The 22447-nt window shown below is 64.2% G+C and carries 18 protein-coding genes and 1 tRNA gene; 5 read left to right on the plus strand and 14 right to left on the minus strand.

The window, feature by feature from the left end; translation table 11 throughout:
- Positions 1–94 precede the first annotated feature (94 nt).
- Complete coding sequence (gene rmuC, locus IVB31_RS32230; protein WP_247332064.1) at positions 95–1297, minus strand: DNA recombination protein RmuC; 1203 nt, start codon at positions 1295–1297, stop codon at positions 95–97.
- A gap of 171 nt (positions 1298–1468) precedes the next feature.
- On the opposite strand from rmuC, the gene def reads away from it, so the two are divergent.
- The 3 genes from def (at position 1469) to truA (ending at position 3797) form a co-directional block, all read left to right on the plus strand.
- Positions 1469–1993, plus strand: coding sequence for a peptide deformylase (gene def / locus IVB31_RS32235; RefSeq protein WP_247332065.1), 525 nt, complete (start codon positions 1469–1471; stop codon positions 1991–1993).
- 12 nt (positions 1994–2005) lie between these two features.
- Positions 2006–2941, plus strand: a complete 936-nt coding sequence (fmt, locus tag IVB31_RS32240; protein ID WP_247332066.1) for a methionyl-tRNA formyltransferase — start codon at positions 2006–2008, stop codon at positions 2939–2941.
- A 118-nt stretch (positions 2942–3059) separates the two neighbouring features.
- Positions 3060–3797, plus strand: coding sequence for a tRNA pseudouridine(38-40) synthase TruA (truA, locus tag IVB31_RS32245; RefSeq protein WP_247332067.1), 738 nt, complete (start codon positions 3060–3062; stop codon positions 3795–3797).
- Between the two features lie 174 nt (positions 3798–3971).
- On the opposite strand, the gene dapE is transcribed toward truA, so the two are convergent.
- The 11 genes from dapE to rpmH form a co-directional block, all read right to left on the minus strand.
- A complete protein-coding gene (dapE, locus tag IVB31_RS32250) occupies positions 3972–5138 on the minus strand; it encodes a succinyl-diaminopimelate desuccinylase (RefSeq protein WP_247332068.1) in 1167 nt (388 codons plus the stop codon).
- Positions 5135–5785: a DUF805 domain-containing protein gene (locus tag IVB31_RS32255; protein ID WP_247332069.1), complete on the minus strand. Its 651-nt coding sequence runs from the start codon at positions 5783–5785 to the stop codon at positions 5135–5137. Before IVB31_RS32255 ends, dapE begins: the two co-directional genes overlap by 4 nt.
- Positions 5786–6006: 221 nt before the next feature.
- Positions 6007–6852 carry a 2,3,4,5-tetrahydropyridine-2,6-dicarboxylate N-succinyltransferase gene (gene dapD / locus IVB31_RS32260; RefSeq protein WP_247332070.1) on the minus strand — a complete coding sequence of 282 codons (846 nt, stop codon included), beginning with the start codon at positions 6850–6852 and terminating at the stop codon, positions 6007–6009.
- 188 nt (positions 6853–7040) lie between these two features.
- Entirely contained in the window at positions 7041–7736 is a 696-nt protein-coding gene (locus IVB31_RS32265; protein WP_247332071.1) for a pyrimidine 5'-nucleotidase, read from the minus strand.
- A gap of 188 nt (positions 7737–7924) precedes the next feature.
- Positions 7925–8911 carry a DUF1036 domain-containing protein gene (locus IVB31_RS32270; RefSeq protein ID WP_247332072.1) on the minus strand — a complete coding sequence of 329 codons (987 nt, stop codon included), beginning with the start codon at positions 8909–8911 and terminating at the stop codon, positions 7925–7927.
- 68 nt (positions 8912–8979) lie between these two features.
- Entirely contained in the window at positions 8980–9867 is an 888-nt protein-coding gene (gene argB, locus IVB31_RS32275) for an acetylglutamate kinase (protein ID WP_247332073.1), read from the minus strand.
- 100 nt (positions 9868–9967) lie between these two features.
- On the minus strand, positions 9968–10330 hold the full coding sequence (locus IVB31_RS32280) for a DUF423 domain-containing protein (protein ID WP_247332076.1): 363 nt from the start codon (positions 10328–10330) through the stop codon (positions 9968–9970).
- Complete coding sequence (gene yihA / locus IVB31_RS32285; protein ID WP_247332078.1) at positions 10327–10980, minus strand: ribosome biogenesis GTP-binding protein YihA/YsxC; 654 nt, start codon at positions 10978–10980, stop codon at positions 10327–10329. The genes IVB31_RS32280 and yihA overlap by 4 nt, the downstream gene beginning before the upstream one ends.
- A gap of 141 nt (positions 10981–11121) precedes the next feature.
- The gene (gene yidC, locus IVB31_RS32290) at positions 11122–12978 is read right to left on the minus strand and encodes a membrane protein insertase YidC (RefSeq protein WP_247332375.1); all 1857 of its coding nucleotides are present in this window, start codon (positions 12976–12978) and stop codon (positions 11122–11124) included.
- Positions 12979–12989: 11 nt separating this feature from the next.
- Positions 12990–13421: a ribonuclease P protein component gene (rnpA, locus tag IVB31_RS32295; RefSeq protein ID WP_247332080.1), complete on the minus strand. Its 432-nt coding sequence runs from the start codon at positions 13419–13421 to the stop codon at positions 12990–12992.
- A 26-nt stretch (positions 13422–13447) separates the two neighbouring features.
- Positions 13448–13582, minus strand: a complete 135-nt coding sequence (gene rpmH / locus IVB31_RS32300; RefSeq protein WP_008542748.1) for a 50S ribosomal protein L34 — start codon at positions 13580–13582, stop codon at positions 13448–13450.
- Positions 13583–13973: 391 nt separating this feature from the next.
- Here rpmH and IVB31_RS32305 point away from each other — a divergent pair, with 391 nt between their 5' ends.
- Both IVB31_RS32305 and IVB31_RS32310 read left to right on the plus strand, forming a co-directional pair.
- A complete protein-coding gene (locus IVB31_RS32305; RefSeq protein WP_247332082.1) occupies positions 13974–15476 on the plus strand; it encodes a HAMP domain-containing sensor histidine kinase in 1503 nt (500 codons plus the stop codon).
- 267 nt (positions 15477–15743) lie between these two features.
- Positions 15744–15820 (plus strand) — tRNA-Arg (locus IVB31_RS32310).
- A 366-nt stretch (positions 15821–16186) separates the two neighbouring features.
- Here the strand turns inward: IVB31_RS32310 and IVB31_RS32315 are convergent.
- Both IVB31_RS32315 and IVB31_RS33700 read right to left on the minus strand, forming a co-directional pair.
- Entirely contained in the window at positions 16187–18223 is a 2037-nt protein-coding gene (locus tag IVB31_RS32315) for an SIR2 family protein (RefSeq protein ID WP_247332086.1), read from the minus strand.
- A 78-nt stretch (positions 18224–18301) separates the two neighbouring features.
- On the minus strand, positions 18302–21499 hold the full coding sequence (locus tag IVB31_RS33700; RefSeq protein ID WP_346730902.1) for a CHAT domain-containing protein: 3198 nt from the start codon (positions 21497–21499) through the stop codon (positions 18302–18304).
- Between the last annotated feature and the right edge of the window lie 948 nt (positions 21500–22447).

Below are 22447 nucleotides of genomic sequence, written 5' to 3' on the forward strand. Positions count from 1 at the left end.
CAGATTCTGGCCGACGAGGGAGGTAGTCGTCGCCCGGTCAAGCCGGGCGACGACAGCGAGATTGAGGCGGCAGGTTACCGCATCTCAGCGCGAATCACTCCCCCGCCTGAAGCTTCCGCGGGAACAGCTCGGGCGCACCGGTGGCCACCAGATGCGGTCCCTCCGTTGGCGCGTCGGTCTTGCTGAAATCGAGCTCCTCGATCCGCCCGGCGCGCTTCTCGATCTTGTCGGCGGAGATCAGCACCTGCCGCACGTCCTCGTTCGCGTCGGCAAAGTGCTTCTGCAATTTCACCACGCGATCCCTAAGGCGACCGAGGTCGTCGCCGAGCTTGATCACCTCGGTGCGGATCTGGTCGGCGGCGTCGCGCATGCGCGCGTCCTTCATGATCTGCTGCATCACCTGGATCGCCAGCATCAAAAGCGAAGGCGACACCAGCACGACGCGGGCGCGATAGGCCTTCTGGATCACGTCGTCGAAACCGTCATGGATCTCGGCGTAGACCGACTCCGACGGCACGAACATCAGCGCCATTTCCTGGGTTTCGCCGGCGACGAGGTATTTCTCGGCGATGTCGCTGACATGCTTCATGACGTCGCCGCGCAGCCTTTGCGTGGCGATCCGCTTCTCCTCGTCGCTGCGGGCATCGTGCAGCGCAGTCATCGCTTCCAGCGGGAATTTCGCGTCGATGCAGAGCGGACGCTGGTCGGGCAGGAACACCACGCAATCAGGCCGCTTGCCGGTCGAGAGCGTGAACTGGAATTCGTAAGCGCCCTTCGGAAGACCGTCCTGGACGATCGCCTCCATCCGCGCTTGTCCGAATGCGCCGCGCGACTGCTTGTTGGCGAGCACGTCGCGCAGGGTCGTCACCTGCGTGGTGAGGTCGGTGAGGTTCTTGTGTGCGCTGTCGATGATGCCGAGCCGCTCGTGCAGCGCGCGCAGGCTATCCATGGTGTTGCGCGTGGTGTTTTCCATCGATTGGCCGACGCGATGGGTCACCGAATCCAGCCGCTCGTTGACCGAACGCGCCATGTCGGCCTGACGGCCGGCGAGCGTCTGGGTCATGGCGTCGACCCGGCCCGAAGCCTCGCTCTGGGCGTGCAGCACCTGGCTCAGGCGCTCCTCGAGCTCGTCGGCGCGGATCGCATTGGCCATCGCGAGTTCCGCGCCCCGCCGCCCGGAGCGGGCGATTACGACGGCGATCACCACCATCAGGATGAGGACCAGCGCGCCGAAGCCGATCAGCGCGTCCACGGTGCGCACCGGCCAGTCGCCAGCCAGGAAAATGATCTCGTTCATGCCTCTGCTTCTAGCCGATTCGCTCCGCCGTACGAACGAATAGCGAACATTTACGGTAAACGCTCCCTTAATTTTTATGGTTAACGAAACCTGAAGTTTTATGGTTAGCGGAGCGTTAACGGGGTTCCCGGCCGCATTGACCGCTTCCCGCGCGCGGATTAAATCGCGGCCATGGCCCTCAGAGAAATCATCATCCTGCCCGACAAGCAGCTGCGTCTGGTCTCCAAGCCGATCGAGAAGGTCACGCCGGAGATCCGCAAGCTTGCCGACGACATGTTCGAGACCATGTACGACGCGCCCGGCATTGGCCTGGCGGCGATCCAGATCGCGCAGCCGCTGCGTCTGATCACCATGGACCTCGCCAAGCCCGACCCGGACGGCGAGACCAAGCCGGAGCCGCGCGTCTTCATCAATCCGGAAATCATCGCCTCCTCCGAGGATGTCTCGGTCTACGAGGAAGGCTGCCTGTCGATCCCCGAATATTACGAGGAGGTCGAACGTCCTGCGAAGGTACGCGTGCGTTATACGGATCTGGACGGCAAGGTGCACGAGGAGGACGCCGAAGGTCTCTACGCCACCTGCATCCAGCACGAGATCGACCATCTCAACGGCGTCTTGTTCGTCGACTATCTGTCAAAACTCAAGCGCGACCGCGTGATCAAGAAGTTCGAGAAAGCCGCCAAGCGCGCGGAGTAAGGTTCTTCGTCGATGCCCCTCCGCCTGATCTTCATGGGCACGCCCGATTTCTCCGTGCCGACGCTGCTCGAGCTCGTCGCGCATGGCCACGAGATCGTGGCCGTGTATACGCGTGCGCCGAAGCCAGGCGGACGGCGCGGCCTGCAATTGCAGCCGACCCCGGTCGAAGAGGCTGCGCGAAAACTCGGCGTTCCCGTGCTGACGCCGAAGACGTTGAAGACACAGGAAGCACTCGACGAGTTTCGCGCATTCGACGCGGATGCGGCCGTCGTCGTGGCCTACGGCATGATCCTGCCGCAGGCGATCCTCGATGCGCCAAAGCTGGGCTGCTACAATCTGCATGCGTCGCTGCTGCCACGCTGGCGGGGCGCGGCCCCCATCAACCGCGCGATCATGGCCGGCGATGCCGAGAGCGGCGTGATGGTGATGAAGATGGATGTCGGCCTCGATACCGGCGACGTCGCCATGGCCGAGCGCCTTGCGATCACGGACACCATGACCGCGGCCGATCTGCACGATCGGCTCTCCCGCCTCGGCGCCGATCTGATGGTGCGCGCCATGGCCGCGCTCGCCCGCGGCGGGCTCCAGCTCAAGAAGCAGAGCGAGGACGGCGTCACCTATGCCGCCAAGATCGACAAGGCCGAGGCGCGGATCAACTGGACGAAGCCCGCCCGCGCCGTGCTGCGCCACATCCACGGTCTGTCGCCGTTTCCCGGTGCCTGGGCCGAGCTTACAGGCGTCGAGGAAAATGCGCGCGTAAAGATCCTGTGCTGCGAATTGGCAAAGGGCTCCGGCACGCCGGGTGAGGTGCTCGACGACCTCCTCACCATCGCTTGCGGCGAGGGCGCGATCCGCATCGTCGAGATCCAGCGCGAAGGCAAGGCCCGCATGCAGGCGGTGGACTTCTTGCGCGGCGTGCCCTTAAGGGCAGGCGCGAAATTCACCTAACGCTGTCATACCCGGCGAAGGCGGGGTATCCAGTACGCCGAGGCTTCTCGGTTGAACGGATAGGCTGCGGAGTACTGGATCATCCGCCTTCGCGGATGATGACACCACCCGGATTGAGATGCCCCGCTACAAGCTCACCATCGAATATGACGGCGCGCCGTTCTTCGGCTGGCAGGTGCAGGAGACGTTGCCCTCGGTGCAGGGCGCGCTGGAAGCGGCCGTGAAGGCGATGACCGGCGCGGATTTGCGGGTCCATGGCGCCGGCCGCACCGACGCCGGCGTGCACGCGCGCGGCCAGGTCGCGCATGTCGATATCGACAAGCAGTTTCCGCCGGGCCGCTTTCGCGACGGCCTCAACGCGCATCTGCGCCCGTATCCGGTGGCGGTGCTCGAGGCCGAGATCGTGCCTGATACGTTCGAGGCGCGCTTCTCGGCGGTGAAGCGCCATTACCGCTATCGCATCGTCAACACCCGCGCCAATCTCGCGCTCGATGTCGGCCACGCCTGGCGCATTCCACGCAAGCTCGATGCCGATGCGATGCATGCGGCGGCGCAGCGCCTGCTCGGCAAGCATGATTTCACCACGTTTCGCGACACCGAGTGCCAGGCCAAGTCGCCGGAGAAGACGCTCGATCAGCTCGACGTCGAGCGCGACGGCCGCGAGATCACCATTCTCACCTCGGCGCGCTCGTTCCTGCACAGCCAGGTGCGCTCGATGGTGGGGTCGCTGGCCTGGGTCGGCGAAGGCCGCTGGACCGCCAACGATCTCTCCGCAGCGCTCGCCGCCCGCAACCGCGCCGCCTGCGGCATCGTCGCCCCGCCGGACGGGCTGTACCTGATGAAGGTGGATTACTAGCGAGAAGCAGAGCTCTCGCCCAACCAGCGGTGTCATGCCCCGCGGAGGCGGGGCATCCAGTACGCCGCGGCTTCTCGATTGAACTACGACGGTCTCGGAGTACTGGATCGCCCGGTCAAGCCGGGCGATGACAGCGGAGTGAGAGGCGAGGGCGGAGTGTAAAGCGCTTGCGCCCTACCCAAAATACCTCGCCAAAATCCCGCGATACACCTTCGTCAGCTTCTCCAGGTCAACCACCGGCACGCGCTCGTCGACCTGGTGCATGGTCTGGCCGACCAGGCCGAACTCGATCACCGGGCAATAGCTCGAAATGAACCGCGCATCCGAGGTGCCGCCTGACGTCGACAGCTCCGGCTTACGGCCTGTCACCTCTTCGATCGCCGACACCGCGAGTTCGGTGAACGGGCCGGGCTTGGTCACGAACACGTTGGAGTTCGAGGGCTCCCAGACGATGCGGGCGCGGATGCGGTTGCCGCAGGCTTTGGTCAGCCGCGTCTCGACCAGCTCGCGCAGGCTCGCTTGCGTATGGTTGTCGTTGTAGCGGATGTTGAACTTTGCGCGGGCCTCGCCGGGGATGACGTTGTTGGCTTTGTTGCCGACGTCGACCGAGGTGAATTCGAGATTGGAGGCCTGGAACTGCGCGCTGCCATGGTCGAGCGGCTCGTCGGAGATCGCGACGATCAGCCGCGAGATATCAGGCACCGGATTGGCGGCGCGGTGCGGATAGGCGACATGGCCCTGCACGCCGTCCACGTAAAGCGTGCCGGATTGCGAGCCGCGGCGGCCGACCTTGATGGTGTCGCCGAGCGTCTCGACATTGGAGGGCTCGCCGAGCACGCAATGGTCGAATTTTTCGCCGCGCTCCGCGGCCCACTTCAACAGCTTGATGGTGCCGTTGATGGAGACGTCTTCCTCGTCGCCGGTGATCAGGAACGAGATCGAGCCGGTTCCGTCGGCGCGCGGCTTGCCGTCGTTGGCGGAGAGATGCTCCAGCACCGCGGCAACCGAGCAGGCGATGCCGCCCTTCATGTCAACCGCGCCGCGGCCGTGCAGAAAACCGTCCTTCACCTCGCCGGAGAACGCGCCGACGCTCCAGGCGCTCTCGTCGCCCGGCGGCACCACGTCGGTGTGGCCGGCGAAGGTGATGTGCGGCCCGTCAGTGCCGATCCGCGCATAGAGATTGTCGACGTCGGCAAAGCCTGCCTCGCTGAAGGTCACGCGGTGGCAAATGAACCCGGCAGCGTTGAGGGCTGTTTCAAGCACGCCCAGCGCACCGGCATCTTCAGGAGTTACCGAGGGGCAGCGGATCAGATCGCGGGCAATCGAGAGAGCATCGGTCATGTGCCCCGCTTAACATGCATGCCGCCGGGTGGGCTAGCGCTGGGCGGGACAAATTCGATCTCGCTTTGCTGGTCCCAGCTTATCGCCAGGGGCGAGGCAGGTACGGCGCCGTCCTCCATCTCGGCCAGCGGATCGGGACCGAACCGGTTGGTGCCCGAGGTGCCGGGAACGCAGAACATTTCGACGAAGCCCCATAGCCACAGGCTGGAAGCTGCCAGACTGAACGGCAGCATCCAGTTGGAATCGGGCAGCAGGTCCGAGAACTGACTGAACAGGCCGGGGATGAGGAAGAACGGAACGATCCACAAGCCGCTCCGGTCGCGATCGTGCAGCCGCTTGGTGGCCGTCGCCACGAAAATCCATGAGAACAGCGCCATGCCGAATGCCTTCAGAATCAGCGTCGCGCGGTCGAATGATGCCAGCGAGCCGTAGGCCCGGGGGTCGACCAGCTTGAAGAGGTCGTCGAGGCCGAAGTCGAAATCGAGCTTGATAGATAACTTCAACGCTCCCTCGGCGTTGAAGAGGTGAATCACCTGACCGATCACGCCCAGCATGGCCGCCAGCAGCGCAACGATCAGCAGCGCCTGCCACAGCAAAGCGCGGTTGATGCGGCGGTCGAAGCGGAAGAGATACCAGGTCCAGTCCATGCCAAAGGCTCCGGGCGGGAGAGGTCGCCCGGATGTTGGTCGCGATGGTGGGAGGGTGGGTTCGACGGACTCTCGGTGTCGTCCCGGCGAAGGCCGGGACCCATAACCACAAAACACATTTGGTCACGAAGCTGCTAACTCGGAGTCTTCGCCAAACCACTCCCTGGGGGTATGGGTCCCGGCCTTCGCCGGGACGACGGTGGATAGCAGCTTGGCCGAACTTAATCCCGCAGCAGCTCGTTGATGCTGGTTTTGGAGCGGGTGCGCTCGTCCACGCGCTTCATGATGATGGCGCACGCGGGGTTCGGGCCGGGCTGGCCGTTCTTCATGGGCTTGCCGGGCAGCGTGCCGGGCACCACCACCGAATATTCAGGCACCTCGCCGACAAAAACCTCGCCGGTCTCGCGGTCGACGATCTTGGTGGAGGCGCCCAGGAACACCCCCATCGCCAGCACCGCGCCCTTGCGCACGATCACGCCCTCGGCGACCTCGGAGCGCGCACCGATGAAGCAATCGTCCTCGATGATGACGGGCTCGGCCTGCAGCGGCTCGAGCACGCCGCCAATGCCGACGCCGCCGGAGATGTGGACGCGCTTGCCGATCTGCGCGCAGGAGCCGACCGTCGACCATGTGTCGATCATGGTGGATTCATCGACGTAGGCGCCGAGATTGACGAAGGACGGCATCAGCACGACGTTGCGGGCGATGAAGGCCGAGCGGCGGACGATCGAGCCGGGGACGGCGCGGAAGCCGGCGTCGCGAAAGCGGTTCTCGCCCCAGCCGTCGAACTTCGAGGGCACCTTGTCCCACCAGGTCGCCTTGCCGGGGCCGCCGGGAATGGCGCCCATGTCGTTGAGGCGGAACGACAGCAGCACCGCCTTCTTCAGCCATTGATTGACCTTCCACTTGCCGCTCGCCTCGCGCTCGGCGACGCGGGCCTCACCCTTGTCCAGAATCTCCAGCGCGTGATCCACGGCCTCGCGGACCTCGCCCTTGGTCGAGGTCGAGACGCCGTCGCGCGCGTCGAACGCGCTATTGATGGTGGATTCGAGGGCTTGGAGGGACATCGGGGTTTCCTCTTCGGATCGGCAATTTTGATGGATTGGGGCGCTTTTTTCGGGATTTGGGCCGGGAGAGTCAAGCTTGGTTCGGCGTCATCACCCGCGAAAGCGGGTGATCCAGTACGCCGTGGCGGTCGTGATGAATCGAGATGGCCGTGATTACTGGATACCCCGCCTTCGCGGGGGATGACGGGCTACTTGGGGTGGGGCAGCCTGTCCAAAAACCCCGCCAGATCATCCGTGACGTGGTCGACATGGGCGGCGTCCCGACCTTCCAGCTCCCAATCCTCGCGCACCACCTCCTTGGTGCCGTCGGGCACCACTAGCACCGTGGTCATGCCGAGCTGGTGCGGAACGGTGAGGTTGCGGGCGAGGTCCTCGAACATCGCGGCGCGGCTCGGATCGACCGCATGGTCGGCGAGAAACTTGCGGTAGGTCTGCGGTGCCGGCTTCGGCTCGAATCCGGCGGCGATGATGTCGAATACGCCGTCGAAATGCGACCCGAGGCCGAGCCGCGCCAGCACGGCATCGACATGATCGACCGAGCCGTTGGTCAGGATCAGCTTGCGGCCCGACAATTTTGCGATGGCCTCGCCAAGCGCCGGGTTCGGCTCCAGCGGCGAATGGTCGATCTTGTGGACGTAGGCGAGGTAATCGTCGGCGCGCACGCCATGCAGGGTCATCATGCCGCGCATGGTCGTGCCGAAGCGCTGGTAATAATCCTTCTGGATCTTGCGCGCTTCCTCTGGTCCCACGTTCAGCCAGTTGCACACGAATTCCCCGATCCGCGCATCGACCTGCTGCCACAGATTGACGTGGTGCGGATAGAGCGTGTTGTCGAGGTCGAACACCCAGGTGTCGACATGGGCGAAGGCGCGGGGTGAGGTCATGTCAACAAACTCTCAGTTCGTCGTCCTGGACAAGCGCAGCGCCGATCCAGGACCCATAACCACAGGGTGGAGTTTGGCGACGGCTAGTGGTCCCAGCTTGCCGCAGCAATTGGCATTCGGGGTAATGGGTCCTGGCGTTCGCCAGGACGACGACGGAGTATGTGGCATCGCCGTCATCATCTCACCCCTCACGGCACCGCAAACCGCAGCGTCTTGCCGCCGCTCGACATGTCTACCGCACCAAAACCCGTCGCCGCAAACCCGCGCGCGCCGCAATCGGTCTGCTCGTTGGTCTCGAACTTGGTCTCGCGCGTGCAGAGCTGCTTGTCGCCGCCCCAGTTCAGCGGCCTGTCCTTCAGCTTGACGACGCGGTTGTCGGCGTCGATGGCCTCGGCGAAGCTGAAGATCTGCCTGGGCTGGCCGGTCACGTCGGGGTGCAGGCAGGTCTTGGGATCGATGCGGTACCAGCCGCGGCTCGTCACCGACTTGCCGTCGTCGGTGGCGACCGCCGCCATCACCTTGTGCGGGGTGTCGTTGCACCAGGTCAGGCCGGTGGCGGACGGCGTCTGCACCGCGTCGACCATGGTCTTGAAGAGGTTCGGCGATGACAGGATGTCGGACGACAATCCGCGGCTCTTCAGGAACGCGGCCAACGCGCCTTGTGTCTTCGGTCCGTCGACGCCATCGATCGCACCGATGTCGTAGCCTGCGATCAACAAAAGCCGCTGGATGGCGGCGAGGCGGGCCTGCTCGTCGTCATATTCGGAATCCTCGGCGAGATAGGCGACCAAATTGCCGTCCGCGCCCTGCGTCGGCGTGATCTGGGTGAAGGCGGCCTGGGTCTGGCCGCTGCGGCACTGCCGCGCCGCCGCGATGACGAAATTGTCCTGCGCGACGCACAGCGTGTCGCTGCCGTTCTGCGGGATGGGCGAAGCGCCATAGACGCCGAGCGCGCGGGCGTTGAGCAGGATGCGGTCGGCGGAGAGCGTGCCCTGCACCACCACGCGACAGGTGGCGGGATCGATCCTGAACCAGCCCCGCGTCGCGGTCGCCGCCTTGTCGTCGATGCCGATCGCGGCCTCGACGACATAGGACATGCGGTTGCAGATTTTCAAATCGGCGAAAGCAGGCGCGGAGGAGAAGACAAACGAGACGGCAGCGGCCGGCAGCGTCATCAGGAAGCGCGCGAGGAAAGAGCGGCGAGGCCGCCGCCCTCCCAGCTCTGTCCCTGGCCGCTCATCTCTCACTTGTGGATCAGCGTTCCCGTGCCCTGGTTGGTGAAGAGCTCGAGCAGCACCGCGTGCTGCATCTTGCCGTCGATGATGACGACGCCCTCGACGCCCTGTTCGAGCGCATAGATGCAGGTCTCGACCTTCGGGATCATGCCGCCGGAAATGGTGCCGTCGGCGATCAGTTTGCGCGCGTCCTTGACCGAGAGCTGCGGGATCAGCTTCTTCGACTTGTCGAGCACACCCGGCACGTCGGTGAGCAGCAGCAGCCGCTTTGCTTTGAGCGCGCCGGCCACGGCACCTGCAAAAGTGTCGGCGTTGATGTTCAGCGTCTGGCCCTCTTTCGAGGTCGCGAGCGGTGCCAGCACCGGGATCAGCTCGTAGCCGATCAGCTGGTTGAGCAGCGTCAGGTCGACCTTTTCAGGATCGCCGACGAAGCCGAGATCGACCGCCCTCTCGATATGCGAGTCCGGATCGATGATGGTGCGCGTCGTCTTCGACGCCTTCACCATATTGGCGTCCTTGCCCGAGAGGCCCACGGCCTTGCCGCCGGCCTCGTTGATGTAGCCGACGATCTGCTTGTTGACGGAGCCGGCCAGCACCATCTCGACGATCTCGATGGTCGCGGCATCGGTGATGCGCAAGCCTGCTGCGAATTCCGAGACGATGCCGAGACGCTTGAGCATGGTCGCGATCTGCGGGCCGCCGCCATGCACCACCACCGGATTGATCGCGGTCTGCTCGAGCAGCACGATGTCGCGGGCAAAATTCTTCGCGGCTTCCTCGTCCCCCATGGCATGGCCGCCATACTTGATGACGATGGTTTCCTCGTCATACTGCTGCATGTGCGGCAGCGCCTCGGACAGGATGCGGGCCTGGTCGAGCGGTGAGATTTCGGTCATGAGGCGGATCTCGCTGGCGGGATACTCGGGCCGCGTTCTATCCGATTGGCGGGGGCAGCGCAAAGTGGTCTTCGTGCCCCGGACGCGGTCGCGTTACGGGCTAGCGCTTCGCCACCACTGCCGCCAGCGTCACCGCCAGCCAGCTCAGGATCATCACCGTTCCGCCCGTTGGCGCCGCATACGGAAACAGCGAATGTCCCGCATATTGCCGCAAGGTGAGGTCGCCGGCGAACAGCGCGGCACCGGCTGCGAAGCCGACCGCGGCAATGAGGCCAATTCCGCCGTGCAGAAGACCGCGAGCGAGCAGGGCGATAACGCCAAGTATGGCAGTTGCATGAAACAACAGCATGGCGCTGGCGGCGGCCAGCCGGCTGGCATCGCCGCCATGTGCGGAGGCGGCGGCCAGCGCGACCCCGGCGGCGCCCATCAAACCGGCAAGCCCAAGCAACAGGCGAGCCATCATTTGGTCCGCTCCTCCAGCAGCTTCGCCATCGCGGCGCGCAGCTCGGCCATGCCGGTCGAGCTCCGTGACGAGGTCGCGAGCACGTTCGGGAATGCGGCCGGATGCTTGGCCAGCGCGGCCTCCGTCTCTGTGATGCGCGACTGCAGCTCGGAGGGTTTTATCTGGTCGGCCTTGGTCAGCACGATCTGGTAGCTGACGGCGGAGCGGTTGAGCGTCCCGAGGACTTCGAGATCGACGTCCTTCAGCCCATGCCGCGCGTCGATCAGCAAATAGACGCGCGCCAGCGAGGCGCGTCCGAGCAGGAATTTGTGGATCAGCTCGGTCCAGGACGCCACCTGCGACTTCGGCGCCTTGGCATAGCCATAACCTGGCATGTCGACCAGCCGCAGGTCCGTCTTGCCCGGAACCTCGAAGAAGATCAGCTCCTGGGTGCGGCCCGGCGTATGCGAGGTGCGCGCGAGCGCGTTGCGGCCGGTGAGTGCGTTGATCAGGCTCGACTTGCCGACATTGGAACGGCCGGCAAAGGCGATCTCCAGCCCCGCCATCGGCGGCAGCGTTTCGATCGAGGGCGAAGCCCAGATGAACTGCCAGTCGCGGGTGAACAGCTTTCGCCCGGCCTCGATCAGCTTCGCATCTTTGTCGTCGGTCATGCGAAGGCTTTCAGTTGTTTACCGCGTCATTGCCAGCCACCGGGTCCGCGCGAAGCTCGGCCCGATGACAGGCTCCGCGAAGCAATGCCTCCGCGGAAGCAGTCTGGATTGCTTCGGTGCTCAGGCTCCCCGCAATGGCGGCTACACCGCTTCAGGCGTCACTTTTTTTTTGAACATACTTCGAATGTTGTCGAACAGCTCCACCTTCACGCCATTGCGGCGCATGATGAAGCTCTGCTGCAGCACCGAGAGCGTATTGTTCCAAGCCCAGTAGATCACGAGTCCCGCCGGGAAGCCCGCCAGCATGAAGGTGAAGATCAGTGGCATCCAGTTGAAGATAAGCTGCTGGGTCGGATCCGGCGGCGTCGGGTTCAGCTTCATCTGGAACCACATCGTGATGCCCATGATGATCGGCCAGATGCCGAGCGCGAGGTAGTGGCCGAACAGCGGCAGCGTGGTCGGATCGAACGGGATCAGCCCGAACAGGGTGAACAGATTGGTCGGATCCGGCGCGGAAAGATCCTTGATCCAGCCGAAGAACGGCGCATGCCGCATCTCGATGGTGACGAACAGCACCTTGTAGAGCGAGAAGAACACCGGGATCTGGATCACCACGGGAAGACAGCCGGCGACCGGATTGATCTTCTCCTTGCGGTAGATCTCCATCATCTCCTGCTGCTGCTTCACCTTGTCGTCGGGATAGCGCTCTTTCAGCGCCGCAAGCTGCGGCTGGACCGACTTCATCTTCGCCATCGAGGCGTAGGACTTGTTCGCCAAGGGGAAGAACAGCAGCTTCACGATCACGGTCACGAGCAGGATCGAGATGCCGAAATTGCCGAAGAAGCGGTAGAAGAAGTCGAGGCCGAGGAACATCGGCTTGGTGATGAAGTAGAACCAGCCCCAGTCGATCAAGAGATCGAAATGGTTGAGACCGAGCTCCTTGTTGTAGCCGCCGAGGCCGGCGAACGGGAACACGCCGACGACGCCGGCTTCCTTGGCGCCGGCGAACAGCCGTGCGTTCGCGGTCGCGGAGCCGCCGATCGCGACGGTGACGGGATCGAGCAGATAATCGGTCTGATAGGTGTGGACGTTGCCGACGGGGTTTGACGAGAAACGCGCCTGAAGCTGCGCACTGGTGTCCGGCAGCAGCGCCGAGGCCCAGTATTTGTCGGTCATGCCGAGCCAGCCATTGGTGGCCTTGAAGTTGACCGTCTTGGATTCGTCGATCTTCTTGTAGGCGTATTCTTGCAAGCCATCGAGATAGCCGATCAGGCCTTCATGCAGGATGTAGTAGCCGGAGACCTGCGGCGTGCCGTGGCGCGAGATCAGCGCGAACGGATAGAGCGTGACCGGCGAATTGCCGACATTGCTCACCTCGTCCTTGACGGTGAAGAGATAGTGGTCGTCGACCGCAATGGTGCGGCGGAAGGTGAGCCCCTCGCCATTGTCCCATTTCAGCACCGCCGGCGTCGTCGGAGTCAGGCTGCCGCTGCCGTCCTGCTGCCAGACGGTCTGCGCGTCCGGCAGTTTCGCCGTCACGCCCGTCGCCGGCACCCAGCCGAACTCGGCATAATAAGGCTCCGCGGTGCCCGAGGGCGAATAGAGGATGATCGGCGGCGACTTCGGGTCGACCGTTTCGCGGTATTGCACCAGCGCGAGGTCGTCGATGCGGCCACCCTTCAGCGAGACGCTGCCGGCAAGCCGCGGCGTGTCGATCTTCACGCGCGGAGAAGCGGCAATCGTTACGTCGCGGCTTTGGACCGGCTGCGCTTGCTGGTTCGCGCTCGGCGTCGATGGCTGGGCCGCGCTGCCGGCCTGCGGCGTGGCGCCCGGCGTCGCCGAAGCCGTCGGCTGCGGCGTGGTCTTCTGCAACTCGGCCTGCGCCTGTTGCTGGGCGCGCTGCTTCTCCATCGCCGGCATGTTGTAGAAATATTGCCAGGCGATCAGCACGAGGCCCGACAGAATGACGGCGAGGATGGTGTTGCGGTTGTCGGTCATCATTCTCGTCATCAATCCGGTTTGCGGCGGGTCGCAGGAGCGGGGCCGGGCTTTAAGCCGTCGGTTCTTTGGCCGTCGGTTTTTGGGCCGCGTCCCTTGTGCGTATGCCGCGCGGGCTTCGCGAACGCTATGCGCAGATCGTCGAGCATGGTGGCGAAGCCGCGCGAGAGCGCGTCCCTTCGGCCGACCAGCACATAATCATGATGGGGCTGTATCGACACCGGATCGAGCCGCTTCACCAGTTCGCGAAGCCGGCGCCGGATGCGATTGCGCTGGGGGGCGTTGCCGTTCTTTTTGGTAACGGTGAAGCCGATCCGGATCGGGCCGCTGTCGTCGCGGGCAAGGCTTCGGCGGTCAAGGCTTTGCAGGACGAACGCGGGACTATTCACCCGCGCGCCATTGGCAACGGCGAGGAAATCCGCCCGCTGCCTCAGCCGATCCATGATGAAATCCCAAAAAGGGGGCCGGCTCAGGCGCTCAGACGCTTGCGGCCGCGGGCGCGGCGGGCGGCGAGAACCTTGCGGCCGCCGGCAGTGGCGAGACGGGCACGGAAGCCGTGACGGCGCTTGCGCACCAGTTTGCTGGGTTGATAAGTCCGCTTCACGGGTTTTTCTCCGCTGACCGGGCAATTTGCCTGTAGAATTGATGATAAAGTCCGGAAGATACGGCCCAAAACGGGCCGTTTTCGGCCCCAAGAGAGCCGCTCCCGGCGTCACACCGGGTCATCGCGGACAATTTGGCCGGCTTATATGCGAGCGTCCCCCTCTCGTCAACGCCGCAGGACCCCGCAGGCGAGGTGAATGTCAGTGAATATCACTGTTTCGGCGGGGTTTTTAACCCTTGAGGTGGCGGCTCGCGAGATCTGCGCTTACATCCTACCTTGGCAGATGAGCGATCCGTAATTTGACCCGGGCCGGGGCGGGTCGCATCCTCATGGGGCCAATCCTTGACCCGGCCAAATCTTAACCCGGCAAAAGGCAGCGAGGGCGAATTTCGTGGCAGCGACAGACCTCCAGCCGATCCAGGATCAGGATCAGCGGGACCCGCCAGCGGTGCGGCCGCGTGGGTCGCGCGGGCTTGGGCTGTCCGGCAAGCTGCTGCTGCTCACCGTTCCCCTGGTGATGATCGCGGCGGTCCTGCTCTACGTGCCCGCCATCGCCAACTTCTGGGTCAACCGGTTGAATGACCGCGTGGCGGCGGCCAACACGGCGGCGCTGGTGCTCGATGCCGCGCCGCTCGGCATGGTCCCCGATTCGCTGTCGCGCGAGATCCTGAAGAGCATCAATGCCCGCGCCGTCGCCATCAAGATGGGCCAGCAGCGCCGGCTGCTTGCCAGCGACAACCTTCCGTCCGCGATCGGGCACGACATCGACCTGCGCGACATGACGGCGTGGGAGGCGATCACCGGCTCGTTCCGGATGATGCTGGAGACCGGCAACCAGGCCATCCGTATCGTCGGGCCCGGCGTCGGCAATGCCCAGTTCATCGAGATCGTGACCGACGAGCTGCCGCTGCGGCAGCAGATGTATCGCTTCTCCCGCAACGTCGTGGTGGTCGCACTGATCATCGCGGTGCTGACCGCGGGCCTCGTCTATCTCGTGCTGCATTATCTCTTCGTGCGGCCGATGCGGCGGCTGACGGCGAGCCTGGTCGGCTTTCACGAAAACCCCGAAAGTTCGGCGCGGATCATCGTGCCGAGCCAGCGCAGCGACGAGATCGGCGTCGCCGAACGCGAATTGTCGGACATGCAGCGCGATCTGATGTCGATGCTGCATCAGAAGAGCCGGCTTGCCGCCCTCGGCCTCGCCGTCTCCAAGATCAACCACGATCTGCGCAATTTGCTGGCCTCGGCGCAGCTTTTGTCCGACCAGCTCGCCAGCGTGCCGGATCCGCGGGTGCAGCGCTTTGCGCCAAAGCTCGTGCGCTCGCTCGAGCGCGCCATCGCCTTCTGCCAGTCGACCTTGTCCTACGGCCGCGCCCAGGAAGCCGCACCCGACCGGCGCATGATCCTGATCGAGCCGGTGGTGCTGGAGGTGCGTGAGACCGCAGGCCTTGCCTCCGATGCCACGATCGTCTGGGTCGCCGCGATCGAGCGTGGGCTCGCGGTCGATGCCGATCCCGACCAGCTCTTCCGTGTGCTGCTCAACCTCGTCCGCAACGCCGCCCAGGCGCTGGAAAGCCATTCGTCGGCCGAGGGCGGCGGCGCGCAGCAGATCCGGATCACGGGAAAACGCGAGGGCGCGGTCGCCATCCTGGAGGTCTCCGACACCGGCCCCGGCGTTCCCCAGAAGACGAGGGACCACCTGTTCGAGGCATTCCAGACCTCCGGCCGCCCCGGCGGCAGCGGGTTGGGTCTTGCCATCGCCGCCGAGCTCGTCCGCGCCCATGGCGGCGACATCCATCTGGTCGAAGGCACCATCGGCGCCACCTTCCGGATCGTCATCCCCGACCGCCCCGTGGAACTCCTCTCCATCCGCAACGAGCGGCAGAGAGCGTAGAGCATGATCCGGAAAAGTCCGAAGCGGTTTTCCGAAAAGATCATGCTCAAACAATAACCTAAGCGCGATGACGATTGGTCCCGACCATCATCGCGCTTAGGTCGGCCAAAGGCCGACCCCGGAAACCGTCATTTCCGTGCAAAATCTCCCCATCCCGGACCTTGCCAATTGGGGCGAGAGCGGTTAGTCAGAGCGCTCTTTCGCACCCCCTCCGGTTTCGCCGGAGGCTGCGTGTGGGCCCAGCCCGCACAGCTGTTTGCGAAAAACGCGCCCGTAGCTCAGCTGGATAGAGCATCAGACTACGAATCTGAGGGTCGGACGTTCGAATCGTTCCGGGCGCGCCATTTCGGCTTTGATTCCCATGTGTTTTTTCGGCAGTCGCTTGACCCCAGCTTGGAAGACTATCTCACCAGCTCCGCTGTCGACCTGGGCAATGCGTTGACTAATTCGAACTGCCGAGATCGGAATGCAAGCCGGCGCTTCTCGATCTCATGCTCATGGGCATCCATCACGGCGCGATCTTCCCGGCCGCGAAGGCATCGCGCAAATGATCCGCCTGCGCACGCTTTTCCGGAACACGTGAAAGCCCGCGCCAGAAAGTCATTGCTGGCGTCTTGCAGCGGCGGACCATCCGAAGAATCGCGACGCGTGCGTTGGGACCATTGATCCCTATTGCGGAAGTCCAAGCGTTCGTTGGGCGGCCTGCGCCTTTAGGCCCGCGACACTTTAAGGTCACCGTACCCGCTCATCGCGTAGGTGAGGCAGGAGGCGCGCTGTGCGTCGGGTGACGAGAACGCGCGATTGAGAGCGTCGTGGAGCGCCTGGGCCACGGTTTTCCCGCTCAGAAACTCGGCGTGGAAGCCCGCGCCCACATGTTGCGCGGTGACGTCATCGAGATTGCCCGAATAGCTGCCGATCAGGGTTCCGACGCCGGCCGTGCCGGCGGCCTCGATGAAGCCGCGCTGGCCGTGCACCACCGTCGCCGAATTCGCAGACGGCTCGGACAAGTCCCGGATGACGCCAGGCGGTACCTCGCCTGAAGCTCCCGGCGGCAGAAAGATGGAATAATGAGTATTGAGAAACAGGACGGCCGGCGGGCGCATGCTTAGCAGAGATCGCATCTCGGTCGCACGAAGCTTGACTTGCCCGCTGAGCAACAGGAACGGCTCCAGATCATCGAACCAGGCATGGCCGGCGAAGTGGATGATGTCGAACGTCCCGGATGCCAGACCGCTTGCCACGGTGTCGAACGTCGCCTCCGGCCCCAACAGAGTGAGTGTCTCGAAACGCTTGTGACCTTCGTAGATTTTGGCGATCGCCTTGATTTCCTGTTCCGCTGCTTCCAGCGGCAGGTCATCGTTCCTGTTGGGATCTCCGATCAGCAGCACGCGAACGTTTCCGCGCAGGTTCGGATAGCCGCGCGCTGCGTTCGAGACGCCCGCCATGCGCACGACAGGATTTCGCAGCAGCAAGAAATCGCCGCCGATGGTCGTCAACTCCCAAGGCAACAGATCAATTTCGGCCGCGAGGCGCAGCGAGATCGTTTGGCCCTTCGGAACTTGCGACAGGGCCTCCGATATCGTGGACGGGAGCCGGCTCGCCAGTTCCTGGCCGAAGCGGCGGGCACCCTCCTCGTCCCGCAGAGCCTGACGCATCAAAGCTGTCAGGGCGGGGCGATCGAGCTCAGCACCGAGGCTCTGGAAAAACCCGCCGCTCCATTCCAGCGAGGCGTCTATCGCCGGCCCGCGAAGGCGGATCGACAACACGCAGGCCGCTTGCTCGGGCACCGCAGGTTCTGCTGGCTCCGGGACTGAGGGTTGCTTCAGCTTCTGCGGCGGCGGGGAAACGCCCAAGGCCGCGGGCTTCGGCCTGCCGCGGGACGCGGCTTCCGGGAGAGGCGCGGAGGCCAGCTCGGCCTCTTTCGTGCCAACTTCCGCAAGCAGCGACGAAAGAAATTCCTGCACCTGCTCGTGGTGTCCCTCGTCGTACGGAATGACCCGGATTCGCGCGGTCCGCCAAAGCACCTCGCGCTCGACCTTGCCCAGACCCGTCATCAACGCGAAGCGCTCGGGAACATGACCCCTGAACACGGTCAGCTGACGATCCAGGAGCAACCGGAAATCCGGGTCGTTCAGCGAATACCCGACAAACAGAACGGCCTTGGTGAGAAGCAGTGCCGAGAAGACGGCGTTGAAGGACGGATTGGCGTGAATGATCTCCTGATAGTCGCGGGTCGTCAGCACCATGCTGTCCGGCCGGTCGATGTCCCCGTGTGCCTTGAGGACGAAGAAGCCGCCATTGAACAGGAGCGGGCCGAGAGCGTCGAGGTCGCGATGCGTCGGCGTCTTCGGCAGATCGCCGACGCTGGCGTAGGCTCTCTCGAGCAGCTTGTCGTAGTTCGTCGTCACGACGCTCGCGAATGGCAGCTGAGTGATGATCCGGTGAAGCTCCGGCACGGCGTTACCGGCATCCCGGAGATTCTCCGACAGGGCGTCATTGTAGAGTCGTCCCAGCCGATCCTTGCAGTGGTCCGCGACCTCGAGCAGCTTGCCGCTGCCGATCAGGCGGCGCAGTTCCTCCTGGTTGGGATCGTCGGGATCCTCCTGGGCCAGCTGCTCAACAATATTCGTCAGGAGCTGTTTCCAGGTCGGCAGGCCGGCTGACGCCGACACTCCGGAGCCGCAAAACAGCACACAGCGCTTTTCGCGCAGATACCTGACCAGCGAAGGGGGAGGGGATGGCGTCATGTTCGATCCCTGGTCGAATGAGGCGACCGGTCGTCGACCGGGGCGCCGCGACGTCAATTCAGGTTTGGTCGGTGCAGATCACACCGGATTGGTTTGCCGACCTGACCCGAGCGCCAGCTTGAACTCCGAGCGACCATACAGAACGTAGTTTGCCCAGTCGCCGAGTTTCTTGTCGCGCACCGCCTGGCGGCCCTTGATCAGGCTCGGGCCCAGCGGGTCGCCTCGCAGCAGCGCGGTGTAGAACGTTGTGGCAAAAGTTTCCGCGCCGGTGTCGCTGACCGGCCAGTAGGTGCCGAGATAGTTCGCGACGCCGCCCGCGAGGAACGACTCGGCAAGGCCAATCGTGCCGCGCGTGGGCTCGTCGATTTTCCGTTCGGAGCCGTCGGAGCGACGGGTGCGCGCCGACTCGCAGGCGTTGAAGAACACCAGCGAGGGAAGCTTCGAAAGCGAGGCGAGATCGGCTCCCGCGAGCACCTCCCTGCCTGCGCAGAGGATTCCGCTGCGGGCGCGGTTGTCGGGGTCGAAGAACGCGTGTCCGGCATAATGCATGACGTCGTACTTGCCCAACTGGAATCGGCGCAACAGCTCGCGACGCGTGGCTTCCTTCGCGTGCAGGACGTCGAGGGTCACACCCGGCAGTCCGCTAAACAGCTTGGTGATACGCTCCCCCTCTCGCTCGGCACCGTCCAGATCCTCGGTCGGATTGACGATGAGCAGGACGTTCAATCCTTGGGTCGTCGGACCCTCCTCGCGCCATTTGGCGACCGACAGAACGCCGCCGTCGTAGCGATGAGTTAGCCCTCCGCCCAGAGCCGGCGCCGCCTTGCCGATCTGTACCGTCTCCCACGGCACCCGCGACATCGCCGCGTCGTGGACCACGACCAGCGACCTCGACGTTACGCCGCTGGCCGCTCCGAGCTCGTCGCCGAGCAGATCGCGAATTTCTCGCGGCAGCACCATGTCGGCGAGCTTGGTGCCGAACGCGGACATCTCGTCGTCGCTGACGCCCTGCGCGGCGACTTTCTTGGCAAGCGCGTCGAGGTCGGAGTCCTTGATCGGCTGGCGGCCCTGCACGATGGCGGCCTTGCCGCCGGCGGTGAGGACGGAGGCCGCCACGTAGGCGCCCTGTTGTGTAATGTCCTCGCGCACGAGCAGGTAAACGGCTTCAGGGACCGACGGCGCGGTCACGCTGCGGGTTGCGATGGGCGCGGGCAGCCGTTGCTCATGCAGGGTAATCTCGATGTCACCGAACAGATCTCCCCGCATCAGAGTGTAGAGCGTCTGGCGAAGCGCGTTGAAGCGTTCTGGATTGAGTTCGCACACGGTAAAGCCGCGCAGCCGTCCATCGGGCACCGTGTTCAGCGCACGAACGAATCCGCGCAGCAGCATTTCGAACGAGATACCGGCGTAGCTGCCCGAGGCTGCACCCAGCGGAACGATCGCGAAGTCGTTAAGCCGTGTCAGCAGCGCGGTGCGCATGATGCTTTCGCCCACCAGCTCCAGGGTTACGTCCGAATAGGACGCGATGGTGCCGAGTCCTGCCATCATCACGGCGCCGGCGTTCAGGCGATGGCGGCCTGTCGGAAACGAGGTCACTTCTCCGACCTCGCCGGATACCATCCGGCGCGCAATCAGTTCGTGCAGCGCTCCATTGAGCTCGCGGTCAATCGCCGCCGTCGCCCCGTCGGGCGTAACATTGCGGAATACGCCGACCACGTAGGCGTCAGCCCGTACCTCGGTGATGCTTCCGCAAACGAGATCGATCTCGACGCGCTGTCGCCGCTGCCGCGTCACGACGAGATTGCTGACCAATGTCGGCTCCGACGTCGCGAGGACCTCACCCGGGGTTTCCGTCGTGCGCGGACTCGAGGCGGCGCCCACGGTCTCCTCGCGCGGCGCGGCGAATTCCGATACCAGACTGCGCTGGTCGCGGACGGAAAGCGGGTGGCTCGTCCGCAGCGCTTCCTTGCGCAGCCTCGCCGGTTTTCGCGCTCGCTTGGATGGGACGGTACGCTCAGGCGTCAGGTCGCTGTCGCTCACCGTACGCATGGCAGCGCGACGGGGCGCGCTCGCGGACTTGTCCTTGAGCGGTGGCAGCACCGAGGTGCTGCCGGTCGTCAGGATTTCATCGACCGCCTTCGCGACCAGCTCGCTGTTCGGCATGCTGCCGTGCGAGGCATTGGTTACCCATGTCGGCCGGCCATCCACGCGTGCGAGATCCAGCGGCACGGTGCCGTCGCCGTCCATTGACAGATCGTACAGGAATTCGCTCTTGTCCTCGTTCAGCCGCGCGTCGACGACGGTCTCGTTGTCGAGACCGACGATGAGATAGAACTTGTCATTGGGCTCGGGCAGCGCCCGCTGCGCGGCGTCTGCGGCACGCAGCAGTCTTGCGTCCGGGCGCATGCCGCCTTTCGGCCAACTCTGCTGGTCGAACAGATTGCGCGGCCGCAGCGCACGCTTCGGAATCATTTCCAGAAGGCCCGGGAACGTCCCGAATATCTCCGCAAGGTCCGCCTGATCGTGGAAGACGTCGATCGTCGCGATCTTCTGCACGACGGAGTGGACGCCGCGAAACGCCTGCACGGGCGAGTACGAGCCGTAGTTTGGCGTGCCGAGCGTCACCACGCGGCCCAGTTGCTTCGGATTCTTCTGCAGCGCCGCCCGAACCACGAGGCCGCCCATGCTGTGCGCCACGACATGGGTCTGCCGGCTCGAATCAGCGTCGATCAGCTTGGCTAACTCGCCGCCGAGGCCCTGGATTCCCAGGCGCCAGTCGAATGGCGCAAACTCCGCGTCATAGCCCCAGATGCGCATGCGCAACTTCAGCGCCAGATAGGCGAACAAGAGAACGCCCAGGGCCTTCACCTTGCCCGGACCGCTTGAATCCAGTCGCAGCTTGCTTAACCGGCCGGCCATGATGTCGAGCGGCCCAATCCAAAGCACGTCATCGATCAGCGGTCGCTCGTATCCGAGCTTCGATCCCATGATGCCCGGAACGATCAGGACCCGCTCGCCGCCGCGGACCGATCGCGCCGCCGCCTCCCGCGCCAGCCCGCGCAACTCGGCATATCCCGCCGTTCCGAACAGATCTTCCAGCAGTGCCCGGTTTTCGCCGGTCCTCAGCGCCTCTTCGACCGCCGCATCCGGAAGCTCGACCGCGGATTGCGGCAGCGCAGATTCTTTCCCGTTTGTGGCCGCTGCGCTGCGCTTGCGGGGAGTTGCTGTTTTGGCGGGTCTCGAGCGGGGTCGTCGGGTCGATATTCTCTTCGCCATCGATCCCTCTCCCATTGCGTCGACATTTCGGGCCTTGATGACGGCGATTGAACCTCACTTAGGCGACTATTGCAACTACAGGAAGTTTTTTCGATCACTGCACTTCTTGCAGCGGGCGGTCCGGCCGGCCATGCTGTCAACGACTTAGACGTCCGAATATCCGAGCGTCTGGTGGCTGAGCGACTTTGAGCAAGTGTGATCGGCGCTGACCCATGACCCGTCTACAAAATAAATCAGCAGGTCGTGGCGCTGGACTCGCGGACAGATTGCAATGGCACGCCACCGCCATACGCTCTACCCGGGGCGTTCTTTTTGTAGGTGGTAGAACGGTTTCCTAAACGGTAGGTCGAGTGTTGGGGGATCCGTCGGCTATCCCTTTTTTTGTAACCGTGATCCGGGCGCGCCATCTGCCTACAAGATCACGCGAACATTTCCGTTCTCGATCTGCTTGCCGGTGATGGCGGCTTGACGGACATCTCTTGCTGCCGATGGCCGGGATGGTGTGGTCGTCAGCCTCGACCACGTGCGGAAGTGCCGCACCTGTCACGGGCGTGCTCAAGGGCGGCCTTCGCGCGTTCCCGCAGGATATATCCAGCTCGACGATGCCGTCTTCGATCGAACGGCCGCTTGTCCTCTGCGTCGACCACTTGCTTCTGCAGCGGGGGCTGCGGTGACTCCGACGGCAGCTCAGCCTGCGCCAGCACCGGGGCCTTGCCATCTCCGATGCAGCCGGCGAAATGACCGGCTTGGCTGCAGTGTTACTCGTGGTTCAAGTGTCACCTCTCCGTCTTGTTACCGGGCGTAGAGCGCGGACACGCCCAAACCAGCCAACGTTCAACCGAACGGTTGAGGCCGCCACCCATCATTTCTGATTGGGTGCTGCTGCTTCGTCGCATCGCATTGCATGAGCAGCGATGGCGCCAAGGCTGATGATCAGCGCTGACCATT

Origin of the sequence: Bradyrhizobium sp. 21 (assembly GCF_023073335.1) — a bacterium.
Taxonomy (GTDB): Bacteria; Pseudomonadota; Alphaproteobacteria; order Rhizobiales; family Xanthobacteraceae; genus Bradyrhizobium.

What these genes read in the sequence shown, in the direction of transcription:
- rmuC (WP_247332064.1), bottom strand. Translation starts at nt 1,297, where the DNA reads ATGAACGAGATCATTTTCCTGGCTGGCGACTGGCCGGTGCGCACCGTG.
- def (WP_247332065.1), top strand. Translation starts at nt 1,469, where the DNA reads ATGGCCCTCAGAGAAATCATCATCCTGCCCGACAAGCAGCTGCGTCTG.
- fmt (WP_247332066.1), top strand. Translation starts at nt 2,006, where the DNA reads ATGCCCCTCCGCCTGATCTTCATGGGCACGCCCGATTTCTCCGTGCCG.
- truA (WP_247332067.1), top strand. Translation starts at nt 3,060, where the DNA reads ATGCCCCGCTACAAGCTCACCATCGAATATGACGGCGCGCCGTTCTTC.
- dapE (WP_247332068.1), bottom strand. Translation starts at nt 5,138, where the DNA reads ATGACCGATGCTCTCTCGATTGCCCGCGATCTGATCCGCTGCCCCTCG.
- IVB31_RS32255 (WP_247332069.1), bottom strand. Translation starts at nt 5,785, where the DNA reads ATGGACTGGACCTGGTATCTCTTCCGCTTCGACCGCCGCATCAACCGC.
- dapD (WP_247332070.1), bottom strand. Translation starts at nt 6,852, where the DNA reads ATGTCCCTCCAAGCCCTCGAATCCACCATCAATAGCGCGTTCGACGCG.
- IVB31_RS32265 (WP_247332071.1), bottom strand. Translation starts at nt 7,736, where the DNA reads ATGACCTCACCCCGCGCCTTCGCCCATGTCGACACCTGGGTGTTCGAC.
- IVB31_RS32270 (WP_247332072.1), bottom strand. Translation starts at nt 8,911, where the DNA reads ATGACGCTGCCGGCCGCTGCCGTCTCGTTTGTCTTCTCCTCCGCGCCT.
- argB (WP_247332073.1), bottom strand. Translation starts at nt 9,867, where the DNA reads ATGACCGAAATCTCACCGCTCGACCAGGCCCGCATCCTGTCCGAGGCG.
- IVB31_RS32280 (WP_247332076.1), bottom strand. Translation starts at nt 10,330, where the DNA reads ATGATGGCTCGCCTGTTGCTTGGGCTTGCCGGTTTGATGGGCGCCGCC.
- yihA (WP_247332078.1), bottom strand. Translation starts at nt 10,980, where the DNA reads ATGACCGACGACAAAGATGCGAAGCTGATCGAGGCCGGGCGAAAGCTG.
- yidC (WP_247332375.1), bottom strand. Translation starts at nt 12,978, where the DNA reads ATGACCGACAACCGCAACACCATCCTCGCCGTCATTCTGTCGGGCCTC.
- rnpA (WP_247332080.1), bottom strand. Translation starts at nt 13,421, where the DNA reads ATGGATCGGCTGAGGCAGCGGGCGGATTTCCTCGCCGTTGCCAATGGC.
- IVB31_RS32315 (WP_247332086.1), bottom strand. Translation starts at nt 18,223, where the DNA reads ATGACGCCATCCCCTCCCCCTTCGCTGGTCAGGTATCTGCGCGAAAAG.
- IVB31_RS33700 (WP_346730902.1), bottom strand. Translation starts at nt 21,499, where the DNA reads ATGGCGAAGAGAATATCGACCCGACGACCCCGCTCGAGACCCGCCAAA.